This window comes from Spiroplasma poulsonii, from assembly GCF_009866525.1.
Lineage (GTDB): Bacteria > Bacillota_I > Bacilli_A > Mycoplasmatales > Mycoplasmataceae > Spiroplasma > Spiroplasma poulsonii.
Window position 1 is genome coordinate 1210227 of record NZ_CM020866.1, and the last position, 23592, is coordinate 1233818.

Below are 23592 nucleotides of genomic sequence, written 5' to 3' on the forward strand. Positions count from 1 at the left end.
CATATTATTATTCTATAATATTTTCTAAAATTTTAATAACCTTTTCATTTAAATATTCTAAAGGTTCAGGTAACTGATGGAACACCAAAGTTGTTGCATATAAACCAATCATATATTTTTTGGCTATTCTTTTAGCACCATATTTAACATCATTTATAATTGGATGCTGTAAATAACTTAATGATGCTCGAATTTGATGTTTCCGTCCCGTTCCTAATGTTACTTCTAATCAAGTTGTATTTAGTGTTCTTGTAAGAACTTTAAAATAGGTAATTGCCTTTTTACTATTCGGTTGCTCTGTTAAACTAAAAATCATCTTCTGCTCTGATTCATCTTTGACAAGATAACCAGTAACAGTAAATTCATCTTCTGTTATGATTCCTTCACATTGGGTTAGATATTTTTTTTCAATATATTCTTTTTGATTAATTTTCTTTAATAATAAATCTAAACTAATTTTATTTTTAGCATATAGCACTAACCCTCGTGTTAACTTATCTAACCGATGAATATGAGAAATAACAAATGATTGCTCAGTTTGCGGGTGATACGCTCCTTTTTGCATTAAATAACTTTGGACCATTCCATCTAAGGAACTATTAAACGTTGAATGCATTTCTACGCCATGTGGTTTATCAACAACTAAAATGCTTTGATCTTCATAAACAACTGCTACCTTTTCTGACGCAGAATCAGTTTCTGCTATTTGTTGTTTTCGTTCTGTAATGACTAAATTCTTATCAAAAATTAAAATTTGATCACCTAATTGTAACTTATAATTTCGTTCTTTCATAATTTTATTATTTACTTTAATCTTTTTATTCCGAAATAATTTATAAAGGACTGATAATGATGTTGTTTGAAACATTTTTTTCATAAAATTAAAAATCGTTTGATTTACATCATTATTCTTAACTGTTAATGTAATAATTGTTTTTTGTTCCATACTTTCACCCAATATTGTTTTCTAACAATATTATATAATGAAAGTTCAATGATATGCCAAGAAAAAAACATCCTAAGTTTTACTTAGAATGTTTAGCACCTTTTTGTTTTTTTGCTTCAACTTTTAAAACATTATCTTTAATCTCTTCAATTTCAGCAACATCAGTAATTTCATTAAACAAATGATATAACATATAATTTTTTTCTTTTTCTTTCGTTGCAAAATGTTGTTCAAAAAAAGCGGCTGTTTCATCAATTATTGTCATTAATTGATAAGCTGTTTTTGTATCAATACTATTTGTTGATAATGGTCCTTTCACTAAAGTTGGTAATTGCGTTACAAAAGCATAATCCTCCAAGGCTTTTTCTTTTTCCGTATAATAAAAAATTCGAAAGGCACTCACTTTTGCTCCAATTGTTTTAATCGCATTTCGAACAGCAGTCACTTTTGTTGATAACATGTTTTTGATAAAGACTGCAATAATAACAGTAATCGTCCCAATTGGAATAATAATTAATAAGATTATATCTAAATCAACCCCAAATTTTGTGGCAAAGATGACTTTAATTAAAGTATAACCATTTTGAATTAATAACACTGTTACAAAGAATGAGAAGTTCGTTGCTTTTCATCATTTGTGCGTAACTAAAACTTCGGTTTTTTTATTTAAAACATATCAGAAGAAATATGATACTAAAACCAATAAAACAATACGACCTTGTTTAGGGAATTTTACATCAAGACAACATTTTAAAAAAATATTTGTTCATTAATTAGTTAATAGACTTCTTGCATTACTTGTTAAAAAATTGCAAATATTTGTAAAAAAGATACTAATAGAAAAATATAATTTTAATTAATTATGTTTTTTATTTAAAAATTTAATATTTTTCCACAACGAAAAATTAATTTATTATTTAAATTATTTAATTTTAAATAAATATTTTATGTTAAATATAATAATTGTAAATTATAAATTGAGGCAATTAAATTAAATCTTAAACCAAATCTTTTTCTTCGATTACGATATTTTTCTGTAATAATTTTAAATTTTTTAAGAATAGCAAAAATATTTTCAATAATAATTCTCATTTTTGAAACTAGTCTATTATATTGCTTTTGTTCTTTGTTTAAAGGGTTTTTCTTTGTTTTCTTTGTAGGTATTAGAACATTATTGTGATTTTTTTGTATTCCTTGATAACCACTATCAACTATTAATTTGGTATTTTTTAAAATTGGGATTTTTGATTCTTTAAATAAAGCATAATCATGTTTTTTTCCGAGCAAAAAACTTGTTGCAATAATTTTTTTGGTTTCTTGTTCGATAATTACTTGTGTTTTGATCGTGTGTTTTTTCTTTTTACCAGAATAAGATTGTTTTTGTCTTTTTTTGGGCGTTGGATTGGAGTTTCGGTAGCATCAATAATAATAGTTTTATCATTAAAATAATCATTTATTAGTGCTTTTTTACCAGCAAGTTGTTGAAAATCAGAGTTTTTAATTAAAATATCTTCAATTCACTTAATATTACGATAACAATTAGCCTCACTAATATCAAAACTTTTACCAAGATGAAAATAAGTCTGATATTCTCGTCAATATAATAAAGTCATCAATAATCTATTTTCTAATGATAATTTATTAGTTTTACCACCTTTTTTAAATTTTTCTATTTCAGCAACTTTTAAAATATCTAACATTTTATTAAAAGTGAATTTTTTTATTCCTGTTAATCTTAACCATTCTCTATCATTAAGAGTATTAAATTTATTATTGTTCATATTTTTATGTCCTCATAAATTATATTTTATAATAATATTTTAATAAAAAAGGGTATCGCAAGAAGTCTAATGTATATAATAAAAATAATAAAATCTATTAATTATTTTTGTGTTTAACAAATTATTTTTAGCACTTTAATAATATAATTAGGTTTAGTAAAGGAGAAAAAAATATTATGTATGATAAAAATAACAAAATTATTGTAAAAATAACAAATATTACTCCCTGTGGTGCTTTTTGTAGAGCAGGAAAGGCTGATGGTTTAATCCATATTAATGAAGTTTCAGATTATTTTGTTAAAGATATTAAAGATTTTTTTGATATTGGTGATGAAATTGAAGTTGAGGTGCTTGATTTTAATACAGTTAGAAAACATCTTAAATTAAGTTATAAAAATTGTCACCCTGAATTATTAAAAAATGATGATAAAGAAATTCAGGAAATAAAAACAGCATTCCAAAACTTAAATAAAAAACAAGATAAAACAGACAATATTGAAAATATTAGTAAAACAAACAAAAATGAATAAATTAATAAAAATATAAAAAAGTAAAAAATAGTTTTATACTATTTTTTACTTTTTTATTGTATTTTATGATTAATATGTTAATATAATTATAACTTTTTATCGTTTAGTTTTACAGTATACACTTTAATACTATAATTTTCATTTCGATCCATTACCAACCTCTTAAATATTCAAAATTTTGTTAGTTATTATTTACTTTATATATACTAATTTAGGCACAATATTAATTATTTAAAATAAAAATGATTATTTTCATAAAAGTTTTAATAGTCTTCTCTAATTATAAGTTTACCTTATTTAAAAAATAATTTTCAATAAAAATAAAAAATTATTAATTCTTAATGAAAAAATATTTAACATATCAATATATAATTATCGTTTTTTCTCCTTTCTTTCTAAAGCTAAAATATCTAAAAAAACAAAAAAGCAAGGATTTTTACTTGCTTTTAAAATTATTTGAACGGACACTTCTAAAATATTTTTTACAAGAAAAAAAGAATATCATATTACTGATATTCTCATATTTTTAAAAATAGTTTTATGTTTTAAAAGAGGAAATTGCTAATTGTTAGAATTAATTAATTATAAAACTATTTATAGTGTTTTAATAATTCTTATTAAAACGGTCACCAACTTTTTAAATAATTAGCTGCTGATTTTAAGTAATCAGTTGCTGATGAAATATAATGTTCAGCAGTTTTTACTGCTTCACTGGCAAAATGTTTGATACTATCTCAATGTTCATAAGCATAGTAGCCGCCATAAACCGCAGCACCAATTATTAATGAAATTCCCATTGTTTCAAGTGCTGTTCCTAACGAACCAGCAAGAATACCACCTTCAACAGCAGTCGATGTTGAACCTGCTATAATTCCTTCAATTTCAGCAAGTTCTACTCCAGAAAGGTTTTCTAATTATAAAAAGGCATCGGGAATTAATTGGTCAATTCGTTGTGCAATGTTTTTAGCATATATTAATAAATTTTTTGTTGTCATTTCTAATGATGATAGTTCATTAGACTTCTTGCGATACCCTTTTTTATTAAAATATTATTATAAAATATAATTTATGAGGACATAAAAATATGAACAATAATAAATTTAATACTCTTAATGATAGAGAATGGTTAAGATTAACAGGAATAAAAAAATCCACTTTTAATAAAATGTTAGATATTTTAAAAGTTGCTGAAATAGAAAAATTTAAAAAAGGTGGTAAAACTAATAAATTATCATTAGAAAATAGATTATTGATGACTTTATTATATTGACGAGAATATCAGACTTATTTTCATCTTGGTAAAAGTTTTGATATTAGTGAGGCTAATTGTTATCGTAATATTAAGTGAATTGAAGATATTTTAATTAAAAACTCTGATTTTCAACAACTTGCTGGTAAAAAAGCACTAATAAATGATTATTTTAATGATAAAACTATTATTATTGATGCTACCGAAACTCCAATCCAACGCCCAAAAAAAGACAAAAACAATCTTATTCTGGTAAAAAGAAAAAACACACGATCAAAACACAAGTAATTATCGAACAAGAAACCAAAAAAATTATTGCAACAAGTTTTTCGCTCGGAAAAAAACATGATTATGCTTTATTTAAAGAATCAAAAATCCCAATTTTAAAAAATACCAAATTAATAGTTGATAGTGGTTATCAAGGAATACAAAAAAATCACAATAATGTTCTAATACCTACAAAGAAAACAAAGAAAAACCCTTTAAACAAAGAACAAAAGCAATATAATAGACTAGTTTCAAAAATGAGAATTATTATTGAAAATATTTTTGCTATTCTTAAAAAATTTAAAATTATTACAGAAAAATATCGTAATCGAAGAAAAAGATTTGGTTTAAGATTTAATTTAATTGCCTCAATTTATAATTTACAATTATTATATTTAACATAAAATATTTATTTAAAATTAAATAATTTAAATAATAAATTAATTTTTCGTTGTGGAAAAATATTAAATTTTTAAATAAAAAACATAATTAATTAAAATTATATTTTTCTATTAGTATCTTTTTTACAAATATTTGCAATTTTTTAACAAGTAATGCAAGAAGTCTATTATAGAAATTACTTCATTGAAATGTTTTTAAAAGATTAAACAAAGTTCCTAATTGACCCATTGCCGCATTGTAAAGAGCATAAGTTTCATTTAATAAATTAGGATTAGTTAAGATATTTTTCATTCCTACAACATAATCTCAAAATCCAATGGTAACGTTAGCAGTATTAGCTGCACTTGCAGCACTCCCTGCTCCACTACTAATAATTCCGATTGACCCTAAAAGGCTTAATAATGTTCCCATAATTTTTTCCTTCTTTTCTAAATTATATCTTCAATATACAGTTTTAATCATGTCCAAGTTCCGAAAAAAACTCCGATTGCAGCAAAGGCTGCCGGAACTGCTCATGATGTTGCAGTTAATGTTCCCTCGGCTACTAAAACTGCTGTATTATAAATTAAACTATATGAAACGCTACTTACAAAAAAGGTAATATCTTTTGCTCATAACAAGTCATCTCATAAGTTTTTATTGGAGATATCATTATCAATCAGAAATGTATTTATTGCATAATAAACAGTGAATAGCGCTGCTCCTAAAGTGGTTGCGGCAATCGCTCACGGAACGCTAAGTCCAAACCATCAAGCTGCTGCTCAGAAACCAGCCGCCGCAATTTCAGCGATAGTAGCAGCTGTATAAATTCCGGTATTAACAATTTTAAGTTTGTTTACTGCATTTAATGTATTAGTAATTGTTTTTTCTTTGTCTAAATCTTTGTTATTTGTTTGTAACAAAGAATAAGAATTTAATTTTAATGTTTCATTTTTATTATCAACTTTAAAATGTTGATCAAAGTCTTTAACATTTGTTTTTAAATAATTGGTAATTTGATTTAAATTAAAATTTTTGTTTTTAAAATTGTTTACATATTCTAATGATTTTTGTTGTACTTTATTAACTACTTCTGAAGTAAGCGGATGACCATTGGCATCTTTAAGAGAATTGGTTTGATATAATGTTTCAAAAGAATTTTCCTTAAAATAATTTTTAACTTGGTTTCAATCAACAGCTTCTTTATCAACATTATTGTTCTGTTGGATTGTTGATTCATGTGTTTTGTCTACAGCGATTGATAAAACCCCACTAGTTGTTAAAAGAACTGTACTGAGTACACATAAAAGTTTTTTCATAAAATTCGTCTTCTTTCTAATTTTATATTTCTATTATTTTCAGTAAATCATTACTTAAAAGGTCATCAACCTTTTAAGTAATCAGTTGCAGATGATACGTAATGCCCAGTTGTTGTTAATGCTTCACTTACAAAATGTTTGACACTATCTCAATGTTGATAAGTATAATAGCCACCATAAATCGCAGCCCCAATCGCTAACGAAATTCCCAAGGTCTTTACTGCCGTTCCTAACGAACCAGCAAGAATACCGCCCTCAACAGTTTCTAATAATTCATTAGTTGACATTGTTGTGTTAAATATTTCTTCTTAATTTAACACAGTCGGAAAATCTAAATAATCTTAGAAATATTCTTCTATAAATTCAGCTGGATTATCAAGAATTACAGTTTCTGCAATTAAATTTGTTGTAGCATTTACTGTTGTTCCTGCCCCATTACTGATAATTCCGATTAAACCCAAAAGACTTAATAATGTTCCCATAATTTTTCCTTCTTTCTATTAAATTGTTATTTTTTTAAAAAGATCATCACCCTTTTAAGTAATCAGTCGCCGATGATACGTAATGCCCAGTTGTTGTTAATGCTTCACTTGCAAAATGTTTAACACTATCTCAATGTTGGTAAGTATAATAACCACCATAAATTGCAGCTCCAATTGCTAATGAAATACCCAAAGTCTGTACTGCTGTTCCTAACGAACCAGCAAGAATACCACCTTCAACAGCAGTTGTTGTTGATAAGGCTTCAGCAGCAGTTGCTAACGCCGCCTCATTTGATAAAACTTCAGTTGTTAAACTAGCCGCTTCTTCTAATGCAATCATCGCATCAGCAACAATATCAGCTGTTGCTTTTTCACCAACATAAATTGCTTTTTCAATAGTTAAAATTCATGTTGAATCTGCATTAAGAATTCCTGATACTTCTTTGCTAACAAGATCAATCATTGATGATGCACTTGCATTAATAACATATGTTCCAGCAGGGATAGTTGTTGCACCTGCAACAGTACCAGCCCCACTACTGATAATTCCAAGTGAGCCGAAAAGACTTAATAATAACGCTCCCATAATTTTTTCCTTCTTTCTATTATTGAATTTTTAGTTTTAAAAAGGTCATCAACCTTTTAAGTAATTCACTGCAGATGATACATAATGTTCAGTTGTTTTTAGCGATTCACTAGCGAAATTTTTAATGCTATCTCAATGGTGATAAGCATAATAACCACCATAAATCGCTGCTCCAATTGCTAATGAAATGCCCAAAGTTTCAGCCGCTGTTCCTAACGAACCAGCAAGGATACCACCTTCAACAGCAGTTTCGGCTGCTAATGTTCCTTCAACTGTTACTGCTTCATTTGATACCACATAGCCCATTTCTTCAAGGTATGGAATTATATCACTTGTTTCCATTCCTTCTGGTATATGAACATATTGTTTTAATAAAGATAACGTACCTTCACTAAATTCATCTCAACCATTTTGTAATGATGCTTCAAAACTATTTAGTAAACTTTTAATAGCGCTATCTTTAATAGCAACAGAATTTGTCGCACTTGCAACAGTACCAGCCCCACTGCTGATAATTCCAATTGAACCTAAAAGACTTAATAATGTTCCCATAGTTTTTCCTTCTTTCTATTAAATTGTTATTATAAATTTTTGATAGTTTAGATAAGGTTATATAAAAACCTTTATCTAAATTATTTATAACTCTGCTTTAATAAAAAAACAATAATGTTTTAAAACATTATTGTTTTTTTATTTGCTTGCCATGGTAAATTATGGCAAATGTGTTGTTAGATAATCGTCTTATATTTTTGATTATCCAAATATATCAAGTAAAATATAGCGTTATTCAGTAGACTTCTTGCGATACCCTTTTTTATTAAAATATTATTATAAAATATAATTTATGAGGACATAAAAATATGAACAATAATAAATTTAATACTCTTAATGATAGAGAATGGTTAAGATTAACAGGAATAAAAAAATCCACTTTTAATAAAATGTTAGATATTTTAAAAGTTGCTGAAATAGAAAAATTTAAAAAAGGTGGTAAAACTAATAAATTATCATTAGAAAATAGATTATTGATGACTTTATTATATTGACGAGAATATCAGACTTATTTTCATCTTGGTAAAAGTTTTGATATTAGTGAGGCTAATTGTTATCGTAATATTAAGTGAATTGAAGATATTTTAATTAAAAACTCTGATTTTCAACAACTTGCTGGTAAAAAAGCACTAATAAATGATTATTTTAATGATAAAACTATTATTATTGATGCTACCGAAACTCCAATCCAACGCCCAAAAAAAGACAAAAACAATCTTATTCTGGTAAAAAGAAAAAACACACGATCAAAACACAAGTAATTATCGAACAAGAAACCAAAAAAATTATTGCAACAAGTTTTTCGCTCGGAAAAAAACATGATTATGCTTTATTTAAAGAATCAAAAATCCCAATTTTAAAAAATACCAAATTAATAGTTGATAGTGGTTATCAAGGAATACAAAAAAATCACAATAATGTTCTAATACCTACAAAGAAAACAAAGAAAAACCCTTTAAAAAAAGAACAAAAGCAATATAATAGACTAGTTTCAAAAATGAGAATTATTATTGAAAATATTTTTGCTATTCTTAAAAAATTTAAAATTATTACAGAAAAATATCGTAATCGAAGAAAAAGATTTGGTTTAAGATTTAATTTAATTGCCTCAATTTATAATTTACAATTATTATATTTAACATAAAATATTTATTTAAAATTAAATAATTTAAATAATAAATTAATTTTTCGTTGTGGAAAAATATTAAATTTTTAAATAAAAAACATAATTAATTAAAATTATATTTTTCTATTAGTATCTTTTTTACAAATATTTGCAATTTTTTAACAAGTAATGCAAGAAGTCTATTCTATACAATTTAGATATCATTTTAACAATCAATCATTATTTTTAATTTGATAAGAATGTTTCTTCATTTTGTTTTTTATAACTTTATAAATTCATCATTGAAGTTTTTTAAGATCGTTTTGATTATACTGCAAAGTATTCTTAAAAACATTGGCCTCCCTTTTAAGTTGACTAAAATTTTTATTATTTGCCCCAAAATTTATTCATAATCAAAAAATATATGCTGGATCTTGATATTTTGAACCAAGTTTAGCATTGTCTCAATCAATTATTTTCTTAACTTCTAAATTTTGGGTAAAAATAATATTAACTGGGCTTAAATCCCCGTGAACAACATATTTTCTCTTATATTTTAATTTCTGCAAAGTTTGAATTACTAACAAAATATTTTTTAATTCTAAAATCCCTGTAAAACCAATTTGTTTAAAAGAATAACCGGCAATTAAATCATATGAAATATAATTTTGAAAAATATTTATATTAGGTAAATAATAACTATTATTTGCTAATAATCAATTAATAATGTTTTTTCTTTTCGGACTTAATTTAACAAATTTAAAAACTGTATTATGATTAATAATAATTATTTGGTTAGATAACCTATTATATTTAAAACTTTTCGAAAAATTTGTTAAATTTTGTGACACCCTAAAAATTCCTTCACATTTTTTAAATTAAACATTAAAGCCTGTTATTTTTAATGATTCCAAATCTCATGATACTTTTTGTGCGTAATTCGTGTTAGAATCGTTTCTCGGCGCCCAATAAAAGGATAATCAAAATGAATAATTGCTTTGGCAAAAATCGGTGTAATGATTACAAACCAGATAACACTAAAGATTGGAATTCAGAAGAACTGTGTTCCTTTTGCCGCTGGTAAAATCCCCTTGTAAATAAAATCAATTAAACCATCAGTAAAGGATACTCAAATGTGAACACCTAACATAGACATAAATAAGCCATTTAACCCAGCAATTGGCGCATACACAAACACATATAGTAATGGTGATGCTAAGAAAATAAATAAGTTAATGATAATATTATTTCCTGTTAAGATTGTTACTAATACGATAATTGACATTAATAACGCGGTTGGAACGCGGTTTTCTTTCTTACTAGTTAAAACAATAGCAACACTAACCCCTAATGAAGCACCAAATACAATCGCATAATTTGGTGGTAATTTTAATTGAAATAGATCACCAATGTTTTGACTATATAAGAATCAATTATATAACCCCGTTTCAATTCCATTAATTTGTGGTAAACGGTTAAATGGTAAGATTGACATTCAGTCAATTAAAGATAATTTACTATCAAGTAATTGTGGTTGTTGTAAATATGTTCATACTGCTTGAATGCTTTCATTATTTCAACTTTGCGTGAAAATATTATATTGTCAACCATAACAATATGAGATATGCCTAAATAACTCTAGAAATTCTTGTTGAGTTAATACTTGTGAATTACTTTGCACAAATAAGTTTGCTGAAATATCTTTAAATCCAAATGGAACTAATAAGATATTTAAAAATTCATAAACAAAAGCAGCCCCTAAAAAATTACGCGCACTTTGACTTCACATTCAGAAATAAAGTTTATTTAAAAACATTGCCATCCCAATCCATAATAATAAGAAGATAACAGCTAACAGCATACTAGCAAAAACAACAATGATGCTAACCAAAGGAAAGCCATTCAGTAATCCTAATGATTTAGGCATTCTTAATTCAATACACTTATAATAAATGTATGATGACATAAGTCCAACAACAACCCCACCAAAAATTGACGTATTTAAGGTAACAATTCCTAATGTTGAGCCTAAAAATAAAGATAAATTATCCCCTTTATAGAAAAATAAAATGCTATCAACATACAAGATTCCATCTGGTGTAAACTGATATTGAATTAAAGCAAATTGGGTTACCGAAAAGACTAAAAAGCCAGTAACACCAATTGCTACGGCTTTAAGATTATTAGTAATACTAATAACAGTAACAAGACAAAAAATAATTGATAAATTATTAAAAACATCTCTTCCAATTTTAATGAAGACGTCCCCTATTGTAATTAAGACTTGATTTTTACTGTGTTCATTTAAAGTGGCACCAATCGCATAGATCAAAACAATCAACAACAATGGGATAATTATTAAAGTAATAATTTTAATAAATCGTTCGTATATATCTCTAATTTTAATTTTATTATTACTATAGCCCTTCCCATTTTTTTTGATTTGATATAACTTATCAATCCTTGACATTTCTAATTAATTCCCTTTAATTCAAAGTCTACTTCTGACTCATAAACTGGATTCGACCAGTTACTGCGTCATAAAATGGATACGGGTCAGCATATTGCTGCGTGATATTTAGAGTATACATCACACCGAACTGGATCGCATTGTTTAATAACATTCCAACAACCGATAAAACAACATAATCACCAATGAATTGTGACTTAACTTCACCCATTGTGAACATTGCCCCTGATGAACCAGTGTTAAAATCACTCGTATGATAAACCATACTATCAAAGTTGTTTTGTTTATTATCCCCTTTTAACCCTGCTGTAATGCTTGAGTCAATAATTTTAAAATAAGGATATTGTTGAATAAATAATTCTCATGTCGTAGCATAATTTAAGTAGTTAAAAACCAATGGTCTGTCACTATTAGTGACAAATTTCATCCCACGTTTTGCAACTGGAAATGATGCATTTCCAGACATCACACTAATATCTCAATTTAAAGATTTCGTTGTGGCTTGTTCTTGATTAAGCGTTTGTGGTAACGTTGATCCTAACATTGAAGCTGTTATAATGGTAAAAAATGTTTTGTTCATATTTGAATAACTCCTTCTTTATATTCAATTAATATTGTTGATAATTGCTAAATGTTTAATATAAGTTGATACAAAAAATAGCTGCTAACTATTCTATGTAATTAATCATATCATATTTTACTTTGGAAAAAAAGAAAAAACTGCTTAAATAAGCAGTTTTTAATTAGCTCTTTAAACAACAAAATCCCTTCATAAAACCTAATCTTACTGTTTATATTCATAAATCTGGTTAATAACCTTTTTTATCATCATTTTTGAAGACTAATTTTTGTAAAAAATTTAATTTTTAGAAGGATTAAGATAATGCGAATAGTTAGCAATTGTCAAATTAACCGGAATGTAATCTGTCATCCCAATAATTAATTTATTTTCTTTACTAAAAATTTTAATAAAAACAACAAAACTATTAACATTTAAATTATGATTCTTAAAAGCTTCACCTGTTTTATTTTTAAAAATTTGATAAGAATAATCATTACTTGTAATATTGATATTAGTTTTATGAAACATTTTCAAAATTACTTCATCAATTGTTTCTCTAAGTTCTCCAATTGTAATAGTTGTATTTTTAGCTGTAATAGAAATTATTTTTTCATCAAGTTCTGTTCATGTACTAATGTTTATTTTTTGTTGATTATTAAAAGAACTTGGTTGTAAACGAGTCATTGGTATTTTTGATTTTTGTATCGAAAGAACCATATATGCAAATCATATAGTTGTTAAGACAGTATAAATTGTATCTCCGATTTCCATTGCGCTACTCCTTTTTGCAAAGTTTACTTGCTTATTAATATTATACTTGAAAAGAAAGCAAAATTATTACCCCTTCCTCTTTAACAACTTACTTCCATAAAGATTTAATTAGTGCAAATTATTTGATACTTTCATATGTTCCACTAGATGTTTATTAAAAACACATTGACTTTTTAAACTTTAATTTTTAATGAACTAACAACAAAATTATCCGGATGATCAATTAATTGCCAATCATATTTTTTTCAACTATAACATAGAAAAGGAATCAAACATAATGAAGCAATAAAATCAATCCCACCCATTGCGATAAAATAATAAATTGAATTATTAGTTCAAATACTAATCCCATATCCTAAACATATAATTGGAATTGCAATAAAGATAGCACGAAAACTAGTTGTTATACTTGCCAAAGTTGTTTTATTAATCCCTTGATAAATGGTAAAACAAATAAAAGTTGTCGCACAAAATGGATACGAATAAACACACAAAACTAATCATCATTTATATTTGCTAACATATTGACTTGGAAAAGCAAACATTAACAGCATTTGCCGATTAAAGATTATTACTAATAATAACATTAAACAAAATCAAATAATTAACAAATAACTAGTAATTTTTAAAACTTGTCAAATACGATGATACTTTTGGGCTCCATAATTATAAACAATAACCGTTCGTGCTCCTTGCGTTAAACCAATTCCTGCTGATAAAATTAATGTTATTCAAGGATTTAAAGCACTTAATAATTCTTGTAAAACAGAAACCCCATTATACTGCTCTTAATTTGGTAATAATACAACAAGCACAGTTGATAAATAAGAACTAACAACTAAAACAAAATTTGAAATAAAGTTCGATAAACCTGCTTTAAAAAAAGCAATAACGTTGTATCATTTAAGTTTTAACACATCTTGTACTTTAAATTGGGAATAACTACTTTTTGAACAAAAAACAATGACAAAACCCATAATAATTTGTCACAATCAAGCAACAACTGTTCCTAACATTGCACCTTCCATTTTTAAATGACAAACACGCATAAAGAAAGTTCCGGCTCCCATATTAATAAAAACAGAAACTGTAATTAATAACAACACATAGTTAGTTCGTCCTTCATTACGAAGTAATGACACAAAATAATAACTTAAAAACATTAATGGTGTTGTTAATAACATTGGATATGAGTATTCTCACGCTAAATAATTAGTAATGTTATTATGCATTCCGCCCATTTGACTTGTAATAAAAACAGCATGTCACGATGGAAAAATTAAACAAAACATAAATAGCGAACTAATAAGTGAAAATAAAATTGTACACGAAAAACCATTTCCTGCAATTTCTCGCATTTGGAAAAGATCACGACGACCATAAGCTAATGAAAAATTAATGGCACACCCCATTCCCGTAATTAGTGAAAATGATCATAATAAACTATAAATTTGGGTTGTATATTGTGTTGCAACATTAATAAAAGCTTGCATATCTTTTAAGGGAATGTTGGTAACGTTTTGCTTTGTAATTAAATTATATTGGTGAATATACCAAGGATCTTGTCGTAAATCAATCGCCGCAAATTGAAGCGCCAATTCTTTATCAATAATATTATAAAGACCTTGAATAAGCATAATTAAAACCGTTGGAATTGAAAAATAAGCAATTGCTAACCATGGCTTAGCATAACGTAATTTTTGTTCACGAATTGTTAAATTTACTGTCTGCATTTTTCTTCCTCCTTTCTTTCTAACTTATTAATAACTTTTAATTTGAAATAAAAAATAATAATAAAAACAATAAAACTTTATTATTATCTTTTATTTAAGATTTAAATTTGAAATAGGTTTTTGGATTAAGATTATAAATATTTTAGTTGTTAGAAAATTTTAACTATGATAACTAAAAGGGTCAATTACCAATAAGGTATCTGGTTCTTCACGCGTTCCTAATTTAGAATCCAAATCATAATAATTATGATTTGCCATTTTAATTCAATCAATAATATCTTTTATTTCTGCTAATTCTTCATAAAAATCAATTATAAATCAATCATAAAATTTATAAGTTACTAAATCATTTTGTGCTTTAGCATTATTTGCTAATTTAGTAGTTAAATTACTAAAATGTTGACGATGTTTTTGATAATGCTCCATTAACATTAATAATGAATCACATTTTTTATTGTCATTATTCACTTTAATATTATCAACGCAATAAGTACCATCACAATCAGCAATAAAATTAATAATTCAACGTTGATGTAAAATCTCATCTTGTGCTTGAACTTTAAAATAGTGCGCAAAACCAGGATATCCCAAACGATTAGCTTCAGCACTTAAATTAAAACATTGTAATTGCATAGTAATATGTTCAGTTAAGTATTCTTGTAAATCATTATTACTATTTTGGTTTAATAATTGGGCCATTTTTCACCTCCTTTTTATTTATAAATATTATAATTAAATCTAAATTAAAAATCAAGATTATTTATACTAATTATAAATAATTATTTTAACACTGCCGCTTCTCGTCATCTAGTTCTTGTTCATCGCCTGGTAAAAAATCATCCTCTAACTGTGTTAAAATTTGTAACACCGTTTAATAATCTTCTGCCTTATTACTATGATTATAATATTTTAAATAACGCAATAAAATTTGATAAATATGTTCATAAACAAGTTTTGATTGACTAATTACTTGAAAATTTTGTTCAATTTTAGCTTGTTGTTCTGGAAATCATAACACTCGTTTACAATATTTAATTCGATAATAAGTAAAATACCAAATAGTAACAAAACTAACTGCTGTTCCAATAAAGATAAACTCAATAAGCCCTGAAATCAAAGCACTTTGGAAATTTTCTGCTGATGCAGTTACGATATTATTAATTAAAGTATAATAATGTCAAATTAAAACAAAAATTAAAATTAACATTGTAATTGGTACGACAATTCATTCTCATATTTTTAACTTCATTTGTTTTGTTATTCCTAATTTAATAGCAACCGCAAACATCATCGCATAAATAAAAATTGTAATTGCCGAAGAAGCTGCTGTTAACGAAGATCCAGTAAAAGGTTCCTGATAAGTTAATGATTGTTCAATCGTACACATAAAACCATATTCTTTTGTTAAGGTAATTCCTTTGATTAAATCTGGAATAATTAACCAAATAAATAAACTAAGAATTGTTAAACTCATATGCAAGAATGATGCTTTTGTTGAAATATTATCACTACTTAATTTTTGAAACCGATTAGAAAGAAATCCTTCGTGCGCTAATGGCTGTAATGATGTTCCGCCATATAAACTATCTTGCATAATTAGGTTAATCTTTAACGTAATTACAAACACAATCATCATAATCGTGCCCCCATAAACAACAAATTTATTATGAAAACTATTTCAAGTTCCCATATTCATATTTTGTACAAAGTGATTAAAAGCAGCAAAGAAAATTATGGCAATAATTAAATGGGATAAAACATTAATAATTAAAACGATAATAACCCCTAACCCAATATTCTTCCGTGCTGAAGCAATATTACGACCAGCAGTTGTAAAAACTTCAAACCCAGTAAAAAAATAAAAACAAGAATTAAAGGCCTTAACAAAACCATCTAAATTTAAATGACTATTAGTACTTCAATAGACTTCTTGCATTACTTGTTAAAAAATTGCAAATATTTGTAAAAAAGATACTAATAGAAAAATATAATTTTAATTAATTATGTTTTTTATTTAAAAATTTAATATTTTTCCACAACGAAAAATTAATTTATTATTTAAATTATTTAATTTTAAATAAATATTTTATGTTAAATATAATAATTGTAAATTATAAATTGAGGCAATTAAATTAAATCTTAAACCAAATCTTTTTCTTCGATTACGATATTTTTCTGTAATAATTTTAAATTTTTTAAGAATAGCAAAAATATTTTCAATAATAATTCTCATTTTTGAAACTAGTCTATTATATTGCTTTTGTTCTTTGTTTAAAGGGTTTTTCTTTGTTTTCTTTGTAGGTATTAGAACATTATTGTGATTTTTTTGTATTCCTTGATAACCACTATCAACTATTAATTTGGTATTTTTTAAAATTGGGATTTTTGATTCTTTAAATAAAGCATAATCATGTTTTTTTCCGAGCGAAAAACTTGTTGCAATAATTTTTTTGGTTTCTTGTTCGATAATTACTTGTGTTTTGATCGTGTGTTTTTTCTTTTTACCAGAATAAGATTGTTTTTGTCTTTTTTTGGGCGTTGGATTGGAGTTTCGGTAGCATCAATAATAATAGTTTTATCATTAAAATAATCATTTATTAGTGCTTTTTTACCAGCAAGTTGTTGAAAATCAGAGTTTTTAATTAAAATATCTTCAATTCACTTAATATTACGATAACAATTAGCCTCACTAATATCAAAACTTTTACCAAGATGAAAATAAGTCTGATATTCTCGTCAATATAATAAAGTCATCAATAATCTATTTTCTAATGATAATTTATTAGTTTTACCACCTTTTTTAAATTTTTCTATTTCAGCAACTTTTAAAATATCTAACATTTTATTAAAAGTGGATTTTTTTATTCCTGTTAATCTTAACCATTCTCTATCATTAAGAGTATTAAATTTATTATTGTTCATATTTTTATGTCCTCATAAATTATATTTTATAATAATATTTTAATAAAAAAGGGTATCGCAAGAAGTCTAATATTTAAAATTATTATGACCATTGCGAAAAGCTAAATAAAGGTCTGCTAAAATTAAGACACTCGCTGCAATTAATTTTAAACTAGCCGTTAAATCGTTCAAACGTTTATATAATTTCATTCCGCCAAAAATAACAAAGGAAAAAAATAAGTAAATAACAATTCCAATCAGATCCATTCATAAATCACCAAAAGCACCAAAATTAAAAGCATATCACGGAATAACAACATGGTTTTGTTGATCATAACTAGCTACCCATTGCGCACTAAATGTTCCCCGTAATAACATCATAATTTGAAATGTAATTAAAAATGGCAATGTTATATATTAGACTTCTTGCGATACCCTTTTTTATTAAAATATTATTATAAAATATAATTTATGAGGACATAAAAATATGAACAATAATAAATTTAATACTCTTAATGATAGAGAATGGTTAAGATTAACAGGAATAAAAAAATCCACTTTTAATAAAATGTTAGATATTTTAAAAGTTGCTGAAATAGAAAAATTTAAAAAAGGTGGTAAAACTAATAAATTATCATTAGAAAATAGATTATTGATGACTTTATTATATTGACGAGAATATCAGACTTATTTTCATCTTGGTAAAAGTTTTGATATTAGTGAGGCTAATTGTTATCGTAATATTAAGTGAATTGAAGATATTTTAATTAAAAACTCTGATTTTCAACAACTTGCTGGTAAAAAAGCACTAATAAATGATTATTTTAATGATAAAACTATTATTATTGATGCTACCGAAACTCCAATCCAACGCCCAAAAAAAGACAAAAACAATCTTATTCTGGTAAAAAGAAAAAACACACGATCAAAACACAAGTAATTATCGAACAAGAAACCAAAAAAATTATTGCAACAAGTTTTTCGCTCGGAAAAAAACATGATTATGCTTTATTTAAAGAATCAAAAATCCCAATTTTAAAAAATACCAAATTAATAGTTGATAGTGGTTATCAAGGAATACAAAAAAATCACAATAATGTTCTAATACCTACAAAGAAAACAAAGAAAAACCCTTTAAACAAAGAACAAAAGCAATATAATAGACTAGTTTCAAAAATGAGAATTATTATTGAAAATATTTTTGCTATTCTTAAAAAATTTAAAATTATTACAGAAAAATATCGTAATCGAAGAAAAAGATTTGGTTTAAGATTTAATTTAATTGCCTCAATTTATAATTTACAATTATTATATTTAACATAAAATATTTATTTAAAATTAAATAATTTAAATAATAAATTAATTTTTCGTTGTGGAAAAATATTAAATTTTTAAATAAAAAACATAATTAATTAAAATTATATTTTTCTATTAGTATCTTTTTTACAAATATTTGCAATTTTTTAACAAGTAATGCAAGAAGTCTATTGCATAAAAGTAACAAAAATTCCTCAAAACCGGCCAAAACTAGTTCGAACAAAAATATAAATACCACTATTATTATAACTATGGTGAATTCATGCTAACCGCGCACAAATATGGGCACACACGCCAACAATAAGTCCTTCTAAAACAATGATTCATAAAACATGAATTCCAATTGCATTAGGAGCATCTAAATTTGATAATGTCGCAAAAGTTCCAACAAAGGTAATGCTAACTACATAGTTACAACCAAGTCAAATAAAATATGATAAACAAAATTTATTGTGACTATCATTTTTCTGACGCATTCTCCACCTCCTTTATTATTTATAAATATTATAAATAATTAATAATAAAAAGCAACTATCTTAAACAAATAGTTGCAATAAAATTTTGTATAATTAACTCTTATTAATTTTTAAATTAAATTTAACATCTTAATTAAAAATAATCTGAAGAAATTAGGATTCGTTCAGATCAAAATTTGCAATATACTTTTTGCAAATATTTATAAAAAATAACCAAAATGCTTCTTAATTCTCATTATCGACAAAAATCTTGAATTCGTTAACTTGGTTCTGTTTTAAAAGCTCCAACAACTTTACAAATTAAGTTCTCTTTTAAATTTTCAAGTTCTAATGGCATTTCCAACAAAATTTCTCTAAATGATTGCGTGTTTTTAACACCATTTTTTGTAAAATTAGCACTACCCAATCAAAATGCTAACAGTTCATTTTTGGCATTATATCAAGCGTACAATTTAGTATGTGTTTTTGCTGTCGTACTTTTAATAAGGCCCTCATCGTCTTTAATACTTCCCCGCGGATGTTCACGAATAATGTTTAAACGATTACTATACTTTTGATCAGTAATCACTTGCTTTTCCAAAACTGGATCAAAACCAGCCGCACTATTCCCAACAAAAACATCTAAATTAATATTATCGTCTGCTGTTTGATCTAAGTAGTCTTTAATAACTTCAATTCCCCCATCGCCAGACAAAATTAATAATCCCTTCGCTCCTTTTAACTTTGGATTTTGTTTTTGAATATTAACAATATCATTAAATTGTGATTTTTCTTTAATAACATTTGGCCCAGATTGATAAGTTTCTTTCTTATTAATATCAAAACCAGCACAATTTGCTTGATAGATTTGACTAAGTCTTGTTGTATTTACTTGTTATGTTGCGTTAATCCCACCACAAAAAATATCACGACCAACCCCTTTATAATTAGTAACATCATATAAAACTCCCTTATAAGAAGGTGCCTCTAATAATGCATTATTAGAAAAATTACCACTTCCCGTTAAAGCACGAATCATTCCATTTTTATTATTAAATCAAAAATATGATTTCATATGTGACAATTCTGTCGACTTATCAATAACATTTGCATATTTTGCAACATCATTTTTTAGAAATTGCTGAATTATATTTTGCAATTTTTTCATTTTCATCAGGAGCACGACCACTACTTTTATAACTACGAATAATATCAACCGAAAACTTTCCTTTAACATTTTTTATTAAATATTTTTCCACAATTGAAGTTCCAACAAAACCATTAATAAAAACAGCATGCGCTGTATCGGGCGGAGTTGCTGTGATCATCTCTCATAATTTTGTTTTTTTGTTGCAAAATGATCATTACCAATGTTGCTAGTTTTTAACCCAAAAAATAGTCCTAAACTTAATCCCAATACTGCTAATAAACCACCACTAATCGATCCAATCATTTTGCCATGTTTCTTTATATTTTTTTGCATCTTGTTCTACTACTTTCTCTTTTAACCTTTACTTTAACTATTAAGAATGTTTGCCTACAGTTTAATCTATTTAAATTATATCTTGTTAATATATTTTTTTACAACTATTCATACTGGAAAAAAATAGTAATTTAAAACAAAAATTTTATATAACAAATTAAAACAGCGGACTAAAACGGGCATCATGTTAATCATGTTTTTAAAGTGTGTATAACAATTTACCACTTATATTTTTATTTAACGAAAAAATATTTTTCATTAGACTTCTTGCATTACTTGTTAAAAAATTGCAAATATTTGTAAAAAAGATACTAATAGAAAAATATAATTTTAATTAATTATGTTTTTTATTTAAAAATTTAATATTTTTCCACAACGAAAAATTAATTTATTATTTAAATTATTTAATTTTAAATAAATATTTTATGTTAAATATAATAATTGTAAATTATAAATTAGACTTCTTGCGATACCCTTTTTTATTAAAATATTATTATAAAATATAATTTATGAGGACATAAAAATATGAACAATAATAAATTTAATACTCTTAATGATAGAGAATGGTTAAGATTAACAGGAATAAAAAAATCCACTTTTAATAAAATGTTAGATATTTTAAAAGTTGCTGAAATAGAAAAATTTAAAAAAGGTGGTAAAACTAATAAATTATCATTAGAAAATAGATTATTGATGACTTTATTATATTGAAGAGAATATCAGACTTATTTTCATCTTGGTAAAAGTTTTGATATTAGTGAGGCTAATTGTTATCGTAATATTAAGTGAATTGAAGATATTTTAATTAAAAACTCTGATTTTCAACAACTTGCTGGTAAAAAAGCACTAATAAATGATTATTTTAATGATAAAACTATTATTATTGATGCTACCGAAACTCCAATCCAACGCCCAAAAAAAGACAAAAACAATCTTATTCTGGTAAAAAGAAAAAACACACGATCAAAACACAAGTAATTATCGAACAAGAAACCAAAAAAATTATTGCAACAAGTTTTTCGCTCGGAAAAAAACATGATTATGCTTTATTTAAAGAATCAAAAATCCCAATTTTAAAAAATACCAAATTAATAGTTGATAGTGGTTATCAAGGAATACAAAAAAATCACAATAATGTTCTAATACCTACAAAGAAAACAAAGAAAAACCCTTTAAACAAAGAACAAAAGCAATATAATAGACTAGTTTCAAAAATGAGAATTATTATTGAAAATATTTTTGCTATTCTTAAAAAATTTAAAATTATTACAGAAAAATATCGTAATCGAAGAAAAAGATTTGGTTTAAGATTTAATTTAATTGCCCCAATTTATAATTTACAATTATTATATTTAACATAAAATATTTATTTAAAATTAAATAATTTAAATAATAAATTAATTTTTCGTTGTGGAAAAATATTAAATTTTTAAATAAAAAACATAATTAATTAAAATTATATTTTTCTATTAGTATCTTTTTTACAAATATTTGCAATTTTTTAACAAGTAATGCAAGAAGTCTATTGAGGCAATTAAATTAAATCTTAAACCAAATCTTTTTCTTCGATTACGATATTTTTCTGTAATAATTTTAAATTTTTTAAGAATAGCAAAAATATTTTCAATAATAATTCTCATTTTTGAAACTAGTCTATTATATTGCTTTTGTTCTTTGTTTAAAGGGTTTTTCTTTGTTTTCTTTGTAGGTATTAGAACATTATTGTGATTTTTTTGTATTCCTTGATAACCACTATCAACTATTAATTTGGTATTTTTTAAAATTGGGATTTTTGATTCTTTAAATAAAGCATAATCATGTTTTTTTCCGAGCGAAAAACTTGTTGCAATAATTTTTTTTGGTTTCTTGTTCGATAATTACTTGTGTTTTGATCGTGTGTTTTTTCTTTTTACCAGAATAAGATTGTTTTTGTCTTTTTTTGGGCGTTGGATTGGAGTTTCGGTAGCATCAATAATAATAGTTTTATCATTAAAATAATCATTTATTAGTGCTTTTTTACCAGCAAGTTGTTGAAAATCAGAGTTTTTAATTAAAATATCTTCAATTCACTTAATATTACGATAACAATTAGCCTCACTAATATCAAAACTTTTACCAAGATGAAAATAAGTCTGATATTCTCGTCAATATAATAAAGTCATCAATAATCTATTTTCTAATGATAATTTATTAGTTTTACCACCTTTTTTAAATTTTTCTATTTCAACAACTTTTAAAATATCTAACATTTTATTAAAAGTGGATTTTTTTATTCCTGTTAATCTTAACCATTCTCTATCATTAAGAGTATTAAATTTATTATTGTTCATATTTTTATGTCCTCATAAATTATATTTTATAATAATATTTTAATAAAAAGGGTATCGCAAGAAGTCTATTAAATAAAAAATACATTTTCTTTTCTTATAAAATATCTTTTAAAATTAATTCCAAAATAAATTATATTTTGCAAATAATTTGATACTTTTCTTAGCCCCTAATTTTATAGGTTATAATAATATATGTGTAAAAATTTACACACTCTACACAAAAAAACTTTTGAAAATAAGTTATCAAAGGCAACTGATACAACTTATTGATAAATCAGTCAAGGCTTAACAATAGAAATTACAAATAGGACCGTAACAACTATTCTTAATACAATGTAATCTTTTCTTAACAAAGATTATTCCTTGGCAAAG

General features: G+C 25.2%; 35 protein-coding genes and 1 pseudogene. 8 read left to right on the forward strand and 28 right to left on the reverse strand.

Features of this window, described 5'->3' with window-relative positions:
- Positions 1–7: 7 nt before the first annotated feature.
- From MSROBK_RS06820 to MSROBK_RS13860, 4 genes are all read right to left on the reverse strand, one after another.
- Positions 8–946 carry an RluA family pseudouridine synthase gene (locus MSROBK_RS06820; RefSeq protein WP_040093734.1) on the reverse strand — a complete coding sequence of 313 codons (939 nt, stop codon included), beginning with the start codon at positions 944–946 and terminating at the stop codon, positions 8–10.
- 79 nt (positions 947–1025) lie between these two features.
- Entirely contained in the window at positions 1026–1649 is a 624-nt protein-coding gene (locus MSROBK_RS06825; protein ID WP_227991162.1) for a hypothetical protein, read from the reverse strand.
- A gap of 242 nt (positions 1650–1891) precedes the next feature.
- Entirely contained in the window at positions 1892–2290 is a 399-nt protein-coding gene (locus tag MSROBK_RS13855; protein ID WP_416375029.1) for a transposase family protein, read from the reverse strand.
- Positions 2275–2727, reverse strand: coding sequence for an IS5 family transposase (locus tag MSROBK_RS13860; RefSeq protein ID WP_040092647.1), 453 nt, complete (start codon positions 2725–2727; stop codon positions 2275–2277). The genes MSROBK_RS13855 and MSROBK_RS13860 overlap by 16 nt, the downstream gene beginning before the upstream one ends.
- 176 nt (positions 2728–2903) lie before the next feature.
- Here MSROBK_RS13860 and MSROBK_RS06835 point away from each other — a divergent pair, with 176 nt between their 5' ends.
- Positions 2904–3257 (forward strand): S1 RNA-binding domain-containing protein, encoded by a 354-nt coding sequence (locus tag MSROBK_RS06835; protein ID WP_052443510.1) that lies wholly within the window; start codon positions 2904–2906, stop codon positions 3255–3257.
- 617 nt (positions 3258–3874) lie between these two features.
- Here the strand turns inward: MSROBK_RS06835 and MSROBK_RS11730 are convergent.
- Positions 3875–4054 (reverse strand): hypothetical protein, encoded by a 180-nt coding sequence (locus tag MSROBK_RS11730; protein ID WP_052443511.1) that lies wholly within the window; start codon positions 4052–4054, stop codon positions 3875–3877.
- Positions 4055–4341: 287 nt separating this feature from the next.
- Between MSROBK_RS11730 and MSROBK_RS13865 the strand changes: the two genes are divergently transcribed.
- A complete protein-coding gene (locus MSROBK_RS13865) occupies positions 4342–4794 on the forward strand; it encodes an IS5 family transposase (RefSeq protein WP_040092446.1) in 453 nt (150 codons plus the stop codon).
- Positions 4779–5177, forward strand: coding sequence for a transposase family protein (locus tag MSROBK_RS13870; protein WP_242441474.1), 399 nt, complete (start codon positions 4779–4781; stop codon positions 5175–5177). Before MSROBK_RS13865 ends, MSROBK_RS13870 begins: the two co-directional genes overlap by 16 nt.
- A gap of 85 nt (positions 5178–5262) precedes the next feature.
- On the opposite strand, the gene MSROBK_RS06850 is transcribed toward MSROBK_RS13870, so the two are convergent.
- From MSROBK_RS06850 to MSROBK_RS06870, 6 genes are read right to left on the reverse strand one after another with little or no spacing between them, the layout of a single operon-like run.
- A complete protein-coding gene (locus tag MSROBK_RS06850; protein WP_133165062.1) occupies positions 5263–5586 on the reverse strand; it encodes a hypothetical protein in 324 nt (107 codons plus the stop codon).
- 17 nt (positions 5587–5603) lie between these two features.
- Positions 5604–6473 (reverse strand): hypothetical protein, encoded by an 870-nt coding sequence (locus tag MSROBK_RS06855; protein WP_040093735.1) that lies wholly within the window; start codon positions 6471–6473, stop codon positions 5604–5606.
- A gap of 50 nt (positions 6474–6523) precedes the next feature.
- The gene (locus MSROBK_RS11735) at positions 6524–6760 is read right to left on the reverse strand and encodes a hypothetical protein (RefSeq protein ID WP_052443513.1); all 237 of its coding nucleotides are present in this window, start codon (positions 6758–6760) and stop codon (positions 6524–6526) included.
- A 54-nt stretch (positions 6761–6814) separates the two neighbouring features.
- Complete coding sequence (locus MSROBK_RS11740; protein ID WP_227991164.1) at positions 6815–6955, reverse strand: hypothetical protein; 141 nt, start codon at positions 6953–6955, stop codon at positions 6815–6817.
- A gap of 34 nt (positions 6956–6989) precedes the next feature.
- Positions 6990–7541: a hypothetical protein gene (locus tag MSROBK_RS06865; protein ID WP_040093736.1), complete on the reverse strand. Its 552-nt coding sequence runs from the start codon at positions 7539–7541 to the stop codon at positions 6990–6992.
- Between the two features lie 36 nt (positions 7542–7577).
- Entirely contained in the window at positions 7578–8093 is a 516-nt protein-coding gene (locus MSROBK_RS06870) for a hypothetical protein (protein ID WP_040093737.1), read from the reverse strand.
- A gap of 308 nt (positions 8094–8401) precedes the next feature.
- Between MSROBK_RS06870 and MSROBK_RS06875 the strand changes: the two are divergent.
- A pseudogene (locus MSROBK_RS06875) lies at positions 8402–9237 on the forward strand (IS5 family transposase).
- Between the two features lie 161 nt (positions 9238–9398).
- On the opposite strand, the gene MSROBK_RS06880 reads toward MSROBK_RS06875, so the two are convergent.
- From MSROBK_RS06880 to MSROBK_RS06925, 11 genes are all read right to left on the reverse strand, one after another.
- Complete coding sequence (locus MSROBK_RS06880; RefSeq protein ID WP_040093738.1) at positions 9399–10049, reverse strand: phosphotransferase; 651 nt, start codon at positions 10047–10049, stop codon at positions 9399–9401.
- Positions 10050–10099: 50 nt separating this feature from the next.
- Positions 10100–11668, reverse strand: a complete 1569-nt coding sequence (locus MSROBK_RS06885) for a PTS sugar transporter subunit IIBC family protein (protein WP_040093739.1) — start codon at positions 11666–11668, stop codon at positions 10100–10102.
- Between the two features lie 28 nt (positions 11669–11696).
- Entirely contained in the window at positions 11697–12248 is a 552-nt protein-coding gene (locus tag MSROBK_RS06890) for a hypothetical protein (RefSeq protein ID WP_040093740.1), read from the reverse strand.
- Between the two features lie 279 nt (positions 12249–12527).
- On the reverse strand, positions 12528–13001 hold the full coding sequence (locus MSROBK_RS06895; protein WP_040093741.1) for a hypothetical protein: 474 nt from the start codon (positions 12999–13001) through the stop codon (positions 12528–12530).
- A gap of 173 nt (positions 13002–13174) precedes the next feature.
- Positions 13175–13612, reverse strand: a complete 438-nt coding sequence (locus tag MSROBK_RS06900) for a hypothetical protein (RefSeq protein ID WP_052443514.1) — start codon at positions 13610–13612, stop codon at positions 13175–13177.
- 177 nt (positions 13613–13789) lie between these two features.
- Positions 13790–14734, reverse strand: coding sequence for an MATE family efflux transporter (locus tag MSROBK_RS06905; RefSeq protein ID WP_052443515.1), 945 nt, complete (start codon positions 14732–14734; stop codon positions 13790–13792).
- 159 nt (positions 14735–14893) lie between these two features.
- The gene (locus tag MSROBK_RS06910) at positions 14894–15433 is read right to left on the reverse strand and encodes a ferritin-like domain-containing protein (protein WP_227991166.1); all 540 of its coding nucleotides are present in this window, start codon (positions 15431–15433) and stop codon (positions 14894–14896) included.
- Positions 15434–15605: 172 nt separating this feature from the next.
- Positions 15606–16670, reverse strand: a complete 1065-nt coding sequence (locus MSROBK_RS06915; protein WP_052443516.1) for an amino acid permease — start codon at positions 16668–16670, stop codon at positions 15606–15608.
- Positions 16671–16820: 150 nt separating this feature from the next.
- Positions 16821–17219, reverse strand: a complete 399-nt coding sequence (locus MSROBK_RS13875; RefSeq protein WP_242441474.1) for a transposase family protein — start codon at positions 17217–17219, stop codon at positions 16821–16823.
- Positions 17204–17656 carry an IS5 family transposase gene (locus MSROBK_RS13880; RefSeq protein ID WP_040092446.1) on the reverse strand — a complete coding sequence of 151 codons (453 nt, stop codon included), beginning with the start codon at positions 17654–17656 and terminating at the stop codon, positions 17204–17206. The genes MSROBK_RS13875 and MSROBK_RS13880 overlap by 16 nt, the downstream gene beginning before the upstream one ends.
- Before the next feature lie 66 nt (positions 17657–17722).
- Positions 17723–18016 carry a hypothetical protein gene (locus MSROBK_RS06925; RefSeq protein ID WP_146182484.1) on the reverse strand — a complete coding sequence of 98 codons (294 nt, stop codon included), beginning with the start codon at positions 18014–18016 and terminating at the stop codon, positions 17723–17725.
- A gap of 106 nt (positions 18017–18122) precedes the next feature.
- Here MSROBK_RS06925 and MSROBK_RS13885 point away from each other — a divergent pair, with 106 nt between their 5' ends.
- Entirely contained in the window at positions 18123–18575 is a 453-nt protein-coding gene (locus MSROBK_RS13885) for an IS5 family transposase (protein WP_040092446.1), read from the forward strand.
- Positions 18560–18958, forward strand: a complete 399-nt coding sequence (locus tag MSROBK_RS13890; protein ID WP_242441474.1) for a transposase family protein — start codon at positions 18560–18562, stop codon at positions 18956–18958. The genes MSROBK_RS13885 and MSROBK_RS13890 overlap by 16 nt, the downstream gene beginning before the upstream one ends.
- Before the next feature lie 161 nt (positions 18959–19119).
- On the opposite strand, the gene MSROBK_RS06935 is transcribed toward MSROBK_RS13890, so the two are convergent.
- From MSROBK_RS06935 to MSROBK_RS11755, 4 genes are all read right to left on the reverse strand, one after another.
- Positions 19120–19428 carry a hypothetical protein gene (locus MSROBK_RS06935; RefSeq protein ID WP_052443517.1) on the reverse strand — a complete coding sequence of 103 codons (309 nt, stop codon included), beginning with the start codon at positions 19426–19428 and terminating at the stop codon, positions 19120–19122.
- Between the two features lie 259 nt (positions 19429–19687).
- The gene (locus MSROBK_RS11745; protein ID WP_227991175.1) at positions 19688–20122 is read right to left on the reverse strand and encodes a restriction endonuclease PLD domain-containing protein; all 435 of its coding nucleotides are present in this window, start codon (positions 20120–20122) and stop codon (positions 19688–19690) included.
- Between the two features lie 180 nt (positions 20123–20302).
- Complete coding sequence (locus tag MSROBK_RS11750; protein ID WP_227991177.1) at positions 20303–20482, reverse strand: hypothetical protein; 180 nt, start codon at positions 20480–20482, stop codon at positions 20303–20305.
- Between the two features lie 19 nt (positions 20483–20501).
- Positions 20502–20735: a hypothetical protein gene (locus MSROBK_RS11755; protein WP_227991179.1), complete on the reverse strand. Its 234-nt coding sequence runs from the start codon at positions 20733–20735 to the stop codon at positions 20502–20504.
- 680 nt (positions 20736–21415) lie between these two features.
- Here MSROBK_RS11755 and MSROBK_RS13895 point away from each other — a divergent pair.
- Both MSROBK_RS13895 and MSROBK_RS13900 read left to right on the forward strand, forming a co-directional pair.
- Positions 21416–21868 (forward strand): IS5 family transposase, encoded by a 453-nt coding sequence (locus MSROBK_RS13895; protein WP_040092446.1) that lies wholly within the window; start codon positions 21416–21418, stop codon positions 21866–21868.
- Positions 21853–22251 carry a transposase family protein gene (locus tag MSROBK_RS13900; RefSeq protein ID WP_416375047.1) on the forward strand — a complete coding sequence of 133 codons (399 nt, stop codon included), beginning with the start codon at positions 21853–21855 and terminating at the stop codon, positions 22249–22251. The genes MSROBK_RS13895 and MSROBK_RS13900 overlap by 16 nt, the downstream gene beginning before the upstream one ends.
- A 120-nt stretch (positions 22252–22371) precedes the next feature.
- Here MSROBK_RS13900 and MSROBK_RS13905 read toward each other — a convergent pair whose 3' ends face one another.
- Positions 22372–22767 (reverse strand): transposase family protein, encoded by a 396-nt coding sequence (locus tag MSROBK_RS13905; RefSeq protein WP_416375048.1) that lies wholly within the window; start codon positions 22765–22767, stop codon positions 22372–22374.
- Positions 22768–23220: an IS5 family transposase gene (locus MSROBK_RS13910; RefSeq protein ID WP_040093163.1), complete on the reverse strand. Its 453-nt coding sequence runs from the start codon at positions 23218–23220 to the stop codon at positions 22768–22770.
- Between the last annotated feature and the right edge of the window lie 372 nt (positions 23221–23592).